This is a genomic window from Oscillatoria salina IIICB1 (assembly GCF_020144665.1).
Taxonomy (GTDB): Bacteria; Cyanobacteriota; Cyanobacteriia; order Cyanobacteriales; family SIO1D9; genus IIICB1.
Genome location: NZ_JAAHBQ010000021.1, coordinates 58,955 through 66,657, shown reverse-complemented (window position 1 = coordinate 66,657; position 7,703 = coordinate 58,955). Strand labels below are relative to the sequence as shown.

At 43.1% G+C, this 7,703-nt stretch carries 6 protein-coding genes; 5 read left to right on the top strand and 1 reads right to left on the bottom strand.

Annotation, left to right across the window (positions count from 1 at the left end; genetic code table 11):
• Positions 1 to 239: 239 nt before the first annotated feature.
• From G3T18_RS08195 to G3T18_RS08185, 3 genes are all read left to right on the top strand, one after another.
• Positions 240 to 2,672 (top strand): endonuclease MutS2, encoded by a 2,433-nt coding sequence (locus G3T18_RS08195; RefSeq protein WP_224410055.1) that lies wholly within the window; start codon positions 240 to 242, stop codon positions 2,670 to 2,672.
• Positions 2,673 to 2,783: 111 nt separating this feature from the next.
• Positions 2,784 to 3,371, top strand: coding sequence for a DUF3038 domain-containing protein (locus tag G3T18_RS08190; RefSeq protein WP_224410054.1), 588 nt, complete (start codon positions 2,784 to 2,786; stop codon positions 3,369 to 3,371).
• Positions 3,372 to 3,449: 78 nt separating this feature from the next.
• Complete coding sequence (locus G3T18_RS08185) at positions 3,450 to 5,129, top strand: DUF4335 domain-containing protein (protein ID WP_224410053.1); 1,680 nt, start codon at positions 3,450 to 3,452, stop codon at positions 5,127 to 5,129.
• A 45-nt stretch (positions 5,130 to 5,174) separates the two neighbouring features.
• Here the strand turns inward: G3T18_RS08185 and G3T18_RS08180 are convergent, their stop codons facing one another.
• Entirely contained in the window at positions 5,175 to 5,699 is a 525-nt protein-coding gene (locus tag G3T18_RS08180; RefSeq protein WP_224410059.1) for a phosphoribosyltransferase, read from the bottom strand.
• Between the two features lie 229 nt (positions 5,700 to 5,928).
• Between G3T18_RS08180 and G3T18_RS08175 the strand changes: the two genes are divergently transcribed.
• Together G3T18_RS08175 and rfbC are read left to right on the top strand one after the other, a co-directional pair.
• Positions 5,929 to 7,020 carry a glycosyltransferase family 4 protein gene (locus G3T18_RS08175; protein WP_224410052.1) on the top strand — a complete coding sequence of 364 codons (1,092 nt, stop codon included), beginning with the start codon at positions 5,929 to 5,931 and terminating at the stop codon, positions 7,018 to 7,020.
• Between the two features lie 98 nt (positions 7,021 to 7,118).
• Positions 7,119 to 7,664, top strand: a complete 546-nt coding sequence (gene rfbC, locus G3T18_RS08170) for a dTDP-4-dehydrorhamnose 3,5-epimerase (RefSeq protein ID WP_224410051.1) — start codon at positions 7,119 to 7,121, stop codon at positions 7,662 to 7,664.
• Positions 7,665 to 7,703 lie beyond the last annotated feature (39 nt).

Genomic DNA, 7,703 nt, shown 5'->3' with positions numbered 1-7,703 from the left:
AGCTTTGACTTACTGGCGATTAATGGGATTTTGTATTACAGTCAGTGCCATTAAATTGAAAAGATTAGCTGTTTCACATCGAAGACGGCTGTAGTAATTCACTTAGCTGCATTTACCACCAATGTCTCAACGCGATTTCCCCAATCGCCAATCCCTACTTCTTCAGGACGGTTATACTCACTAGCTAGTTAAGCTAAAATTACTACATCATGAAGTACGGAAACTATTAACGATAAACCTTGATTCAAGCAGAAACATTAGAATTACTCGAATGGAGTCGTCTCTGCCAGCATTTGTCTACATTTGCAGCGACGAAACTGGGTGCTGTGGCGGCGCGTCATTTGCAGCCGCCTGCGTCTCAAACTGAGAGTTTACAGTTATTGGCGCAAACGAAGGAAGTTTATGAGTTGGAAACTCATTTGCTTTCGGGATTGTCTTTTGAGGGAATTGAGGATATTGGTGCGTCGCTGTCAAGAGCAGAATTAGGGGGAATGCTGTCGGGAGAGGAACTTTTGGCGATCGCGACGACTCTTTCTGGGATGAGACGTTTACGACGCACAATCGACGATCGAGAGGATGTCCCCACTTTAACTGAGTTAGTCGCTACGGTGCGAACTTATCCAGAATTAGAACAAGAAATTCATCGCTGTATCGACGATCGCGCTAAAGTTAGCGATCGCGCTAGTCCTAAGTTAGCTAATATCCGCATTCAAATTAAGAGTTACCGAGACAAAATTTATCAAAAGCTGAATAATATTTTGCAGCGACAAAGCGGTGCTGTTCAAGAGTTAACAATTACTCAACGGGGTTCTCGTTTTGTAATTCCCGTAAAAGCGCCGCAAAAGGATGCGATTCCGGGTATTGTTCACGATACTTCGAGTACAGGTGCAACTCTATATATCGAACCAAACAGTATTGTTGGTTTAGGCAATCAACTGCGACAATATCAGCGTCAAGAACAAGTTGAAGAAGAAGCAATTTTGCGGAAATTAAGCGCCCAAATTGCTGAAGTTCAAGCTGATTTAGAACAGTTACTCGCAGTTGCGACAATTCTCGATTTAGCAACCGCCAAGGCTCGTTATAGTTTATGGTTAGAAGCGAATCCGCCTCGCTTTATTGAAGCTAAGGAAACGGTAACTTTGCGTCAGTTACGCCATCCTTTATTAGTTTGGCAACATCAACACGAACAAGGGACGGAACCTGTACCAATTAATGTTTTAGTTGACCCAAAAATTCGGGTTGTCGCGATTACTGGACCGAATACAGGCGGAAAAACGGTAACGTTGAAAACTCTCGGTTTGGTAGCTTTAATGGCGAAAGCGGGTTTATTTATTCCGGCGAAAGAACCTGTAGAATTACCTTGGTTTGAACAAATTTTAGCTGATATTGGTGACGAACAATCTTTAGAACAAAGTTTGTCTACTTTTTCTGGTCATATTCGTCGTATTAGTCGAATTATTGAAGCAATTGGGGGAGAATCTTCTGAAGATAATTCGGTTGAGGAAAATCAATTTGCCAAGCTTAATTCTTGCTTAGTATTATTAGATGAAGTAGGGGCAGGAACCGATCCCGCCGAAGGAAGTGCTTTAGCGATCGCGCTTTTACAATATCTCTGTGAAAGGGTACGTTTAACTGTCGCTACAACTCACTATGGTGAATTAAAAGCACTGAAATATCAAGACGATCGCTTTGAAAATGCTTCGGTAGAATTTGATGACAAATCTCTTCAACCAACTTATCGTTTATTATGGGGTATTCCCGGTCGCTCAAATGCTTTAACAATTGCTCGTCGTTTGGGGTTAAATTCAGAAATTGTCGAATCAGCCCAAAATCGTGTGGGTGGTTTTACCCAAGATGTTAATGAAGTTATTGCTGGTTTAGAAGCGCAACGAAGAGAACAAGAAAATCAGGCAAAAGAAGCTAGTCAATTGCTGAAAAAAGCCGAAACTTTTTATCAAGAAGTATCCCAAAGAGCAAATAATTTACAACAACGAGAAAAAGACTTAAAATTATCACAAGAAAGAGCAGTTAGCGACGCGATCGCCGCAGCGAAAGAAGAAATTGCTCAAGTAATTCGCGAGTTACAACGAGGGACAAAAACTGCTCAAAAAGCCCAAAAAGCAACCGATGCACTGAATAAAATTGCCGAAACTCGCATACCCAAGCAAGAGAAACCCAAGCAAAAACCCGATTATCGTCCTCAAGTTGGGGAAAGAGTGAAAATCCCGCGATTAGGTCAAACTGCGGAAATCCTCGAAATTCCCGATAACGACGAAGTAACTGTCAAATTCGGCTTAATGAAAATGACCCTCCCAATTTACGACCTCGAATCTCTCGACGGTCAAAAAGTAGACAAACCAAAAGCACAAAAAGCCGAACCTGTCAACCCCAAACCTGCCACAACGGGAACCAAACCCACAATCAGGACATCAAAAAACACCCTAGACGTGCGGGGAAGCCGAGTAGCCAACGCCGAGATTGAGTTAGATCGCGCGATCGCTGAAGCCGCAGCCAACGGTGAAAGCGTCCTCTGGATAATTCATGGTAAAGGAACTGGACGATTGCGCCAAGGAGTGCAAGAATTCTTAAAACAGCATCCTCAAGTGAAAAAATTCGAGCTAGCACCGCAAAATGAAGGAGGAGCAGGAGTGACAATCGCGAATTTGAGCTAGATCGCCGCTAGATTGGATAAGCTTGTGAGAAACTACCCTTAAAATTCGGTAGTCGGTTTCAACAATGGTAACAGGGAAACCGAAACCGAGAAAATTCCTTAAGCTATAGTTATGCGTTCGACCGCTAATGTACCGACCTCATCTCCCCAGTTAGACGATCTGCCTTTGGCTAACGAACCAGAAGCAGGACAACTGGAAAATATCAAAACCCACCTAGACTTGATATTATTGGCTTTAGAAGCTTTGACAGGCATCGGTTCCGAAGCAATGCTACAAGCAGCAGACGAACTCAACCTCAAGTCAATTGTCGCCGACCGTGTGGGCTTATGGCGCTTGCGTCAGTCCAACCCCCGACGGAGAAGTTCAGGAGGAAGGAAAAAACTCGATGTCGAAGAAGCGCGATCGCTAGTTTTGATTATCTGCCATCTCGCCAAACAGCACCAAGAATTAATTCGTCGTGCGGTTAGTTTACTCGAACAAATGGTAGAACAAAACAAAGAACCCCATCGCGCTGCTTTACTAGGAGATTATCTCGATGGCTTTAGCAACACCTATGAAGAACGCATGGAAGACACCGAAGAGCTTTCACCAGAGGATCTTAACGATCTAGCATTTAAACTGCTGATCGACTTGCTGTTTTATAGTGCAGTTAACGGTCATCGCCGTCTTTGGTTAGCACTCCTCGACCACTCACGTTAACGTTAAATAGCGATCGCTTACTGGTCATTAGTCATTTGTCCTCAGTCACCAAGACGAGAAGCAAATGACAAAGAATAAATGACACCCGGAAAAACTATGCTAGCTTCTAACTCAGTCATTCGACGTTACACCCCCCCGACTTGCACTCTGGAAATTATGGCAAAAACCTCGCCCTTATCCAGATGGCGAGATCGTCCTTTGCTGAAAAACGTTCGTTTCAAGCTTCGTTTTGACGATCCCAGAGTTCCCGAAGACCAACAAGTAAGTATTCGTGGCGATCGCGCTCAATTAGAATTACTTTGTGAAGCAGTCACAGTCTATGTCCAAGAATTTCTCCTCAATCCCACACCTCAGACACCTTTAATTGCTAGCAGCAAACCAGAAAGTTTCTCCGCATACAGTCCCACTCAAATTCAACCCAACCCAGAAGGACAACCTTCAGTCCAAGCATTAGCCACAACTCCCTATCTTAAAGCCAGAGGATTGCTTGCTCATGACTTATTTCTTGGTTCTCTCGCTAACGATGAAACCGGAATTTCGATTAATCTTTCCGTGTTGCAATTATTCGACTTAGCCACCGCCTTAGAAGAGTATAGCTCCGAACTAGACACCTTACCCCAACTCAAAGGAATTAAAGGAGAACGTAAACCAATTTGGGTTGGTACTGCCGCCGCCGCAATTTTAGCAGTTGGTTTAACTACAGCGATCGCGCGCGTAGTTGATTTTGACAGCCCAAGTTCAGAAAATTCCGTAGCTAGCAGCGAAACCGAACAAGATCAATTACTCTACAACGAAGAAGCACCGATCGCCCTAGTTCCCGATTTATTTCCCACCTCACCCAATCAAAGCCCCCAACCTACACCAACATTACCGCCAAATCTCAACTCAGCCGAAAAATTACCACCCCCCCCTGCTGTCCAAGTTAAGCCGAATCCAGGACAAACCACCTCTCAAGCCATTCAACCCCAAAGAAATAATAATTCTAACTCCTCTGAGCCACAGCAACAGCCACAGGAGCAAAAAAATCAATCTGCATCACAGCAATCTCAACAGCAAACGCTGGAAGTACAACCCCAAACTCAGCAGACACAACCGAAAAAACCGCAAACACCACCAGCAGCAACCGCAGTTGCGCCGAAAGTACCTCCCAGAGAAAATCCGACACCTCCTCGCGTGTCCCCCGAACCCCAAGCAGTTAAACCCGAAGTACCGCCACCAGAACCCGCGAATCGCCCGAATACCACACGAGTAGAAGCAGAAACCCCATCACCCCAACCAACGATCGCCGCGAGTCCCACAACTCAACCCACGATTCCCAGCGATCGCCCAACACTCACACCCAAAACCTCTAACCAGCAACAAACCAGATCCGCCAGTCCCTCACCTAGTCCCTCACCTAGTCCCCAACCCCAAGCAAACCCCGAACTAGCCACCTCTTCTGGTGTAGCCCGCGAAGCCACTGGCGACACCTTATTTGACAACATACCTCAAATAGGCGAAGCGAGAAGATACTTTGAAGCGAGATGGGTTCCACCAGACGGATTAACCCAAACCTTAGAATACCGCCTGGTACTCAATCAAAACGGCACAATTCAGCGCATTATTCCCTTGGGAGAAGCATCAAAACACAACATCGATTGGACAGATATCCCTTTAATTGGCGAACCCTTTGTTTCTCCCATCGAAAGACAAGGAAATCCCCGCATTCGCCTCGTCCTCAAACCCGACGGCGAAGTCCAAACCTTCCTCGATAATTAAACCGTAGGGGTAGCCCCCCGTGGCTACCCCTGAAACTATCCCTAGCTATTTAAAAGCCAACTGTTGATTCCGCGCAGCTAACTCAGCCGGAGTTATCAATTCATAGGGTTCAAAAGGTTGATGAATCCAAGGATTATCTGGTAAGTAATCTACATAGTAATCGGGAACAATTTGCGAACAATCTTTATACCAAATCACAGCAGTTCGTATCTCCTCAATTTCTGTACCCCGATGCTGCTGCAACCAGTTAATAGTTTCTTGTAAACTAATTCCCGAATCTACTAAATCATCTACTAATAAAACTTTGCTACCTAAACTTTTAGTAGTCATGGAAAGATGGTCGGAAAAAGTGATTTCCCCGCGAATGCGATTTTCTTCACCAAGATAAGAAGAAGCAGAAATAATTGCTAAAGGTTGACGATAAATTCGACAAAGAATGTCACCCACCCTTAGCCCTCCTTTAGCGATACAAACAATCTGATTGAATTTCCAACCAGACTGATAAATTTTTACAGCTAAAGTTTCGATTTTTTCGTGGTACTCTGACCAAGAGACATATAAATCCGGCATAGAAAACGTCGTGAAATAAGTCGAGAAAAGGATACAACTAACTACATTATTAACAGATTTTTTGTCAAAAATCTGTATCATTTTAGTCCAAAATTGAGATTAACTGCAAGAACACAAATAGAGACGTAGCATTGCTACGTCTCTACAAATTTACCCACTTTTAAGGAAAAAATGATATAACTATCTTTGAGCTAACCAGAATGGAAAAGCCTTAACCTCTATCTAAATAATGACTTTAATCAATCTTTCAATTCTTTTTTCCAAACCAACTGGAATTGCAACTTATGCTGCTAATCTTTTTCCTTATTTAAAACCAATCGAACCCACTTTATTAATATCTAACTCGGCGGCTGAGATTTGGCAAGCAGCAAAGAACTATCCCTGCTACCCGATACCTGGTAATATGACACCGGAACAAGGTAGTAAAGGACATTTGCGTCGCTTGATTTGGACGCAGCAACAGTTACCCCAAATTGCGAAAAAGCTAGAGTCGCGTCTGCTGTTTTCTCCGATTCCTGAAGCCCCTCTGTACGCTAACTGTCGCTTTGTAGTTATGGTACACGATTTGATTCCTTTGCGGTTTCCCCGGCGTTTTTCGCCCCTCACAGCTTATTTTCGTTACTATATTCCGCAAGTTTTACAGCAAGCGGAACATATTATTTGTAACTCGGAAGCGACTGCGAAAGATATTGTTAATTTTTGGGGAATTCCTCTTGACAAAATTACTTCTATTCCTCTCGCTTACGATGCTTCTCGCTTTCGTCCCCTGAGTGTTGACTCCTACTCGAAAAGGCGCTATTTTCTTTATTTGGGTCGTCACGATCCTTATAAAAATTTACATCGAGTAATTGAAGCTTTTGCTACAGTTGACAGCGATCGCGAACTATGGTTAGCTGGATCGCCAGATAAACGCTATACACCCAAGTTGATTATCCAAGCTGAAGAGTTGGGAGTTAGCGATCGCGTCAAGTTTCTTGATTATGTTAGCCCACAAGAGTTACCGCTAATTATTAATCAAGCGATATCTCTAGTTTTTCCTAGTCTCTGGGAAGGTTTCGGACTTCCGGTACTAGAAGCAATGGCTTGTGGTACTCCGGTAATTACGTCGAATTTGTCTTCTTTACCTGAAGTAGCGATCGATGCTGGTATTCTAGTTAATCCTTATGATACCAGAGAAATTGCCGCAGCAATGCAAGAAATTGCTAACGATGATGATTTGCGATCGCAGCTTAGTACCCTCAGTTTACAACGTGCAAGTCAGTTTAGTTGGGCAAAAACCGGACAAGCAACTGTGGAAATTCTTCGAGGAATTGGTGATTAGCAGTTAGCAGTTAACAGTTATCAGTTAGCAGTTAGCAGTTATCAGTGAAGAATTATCAGTTAACATTATTTTTTTCCTGTTTTTACTTGAAATAAAAAATGAAAGTTATACCTACTGAAATACCAGAAATACTCATAATTGAACCGCAAATTTTTGGCGACGATCGCGGCTTTTTTTATGAAAGCTATAATCAACAAGTATTTGCCGAAAAAACAGGTATTTCACCTAATTTTGTTCAAGATAATCATTCGCGATCGCGTCAAAATGTTCTCCGAGGTTTACATTATCAAATCCAACAACCTCAAGGTAAACTCATTCGAGCAGTTATTGGGGAAATTTTCGACGTAGCTGTCGATATTCGCCAAACTTCGCCTACTTTTGGACAATGGATTAGCTGTATTCTCAGCGCAGAAAATAAACGACAACTTTGGATACCTCCAGGATTTGCTCACGGATTTCTAGTAATTTCTGAAATCGCCGAAGTTCTCTATAAAACCACCGAATATTATGCACCAGAACACGAACGAACTATTCTGTGGAACGACCCCGAATTAAACATCAATTGGTCTTTATCTGATTCTCCCATAATTTCTGCCAAAGATCGAGCAGGTAAACCATTTAAAAATGCCGAATTTTACCCCTAAACCCAATAAAAAATTGCCAAAAAACAACTAACTTATCAA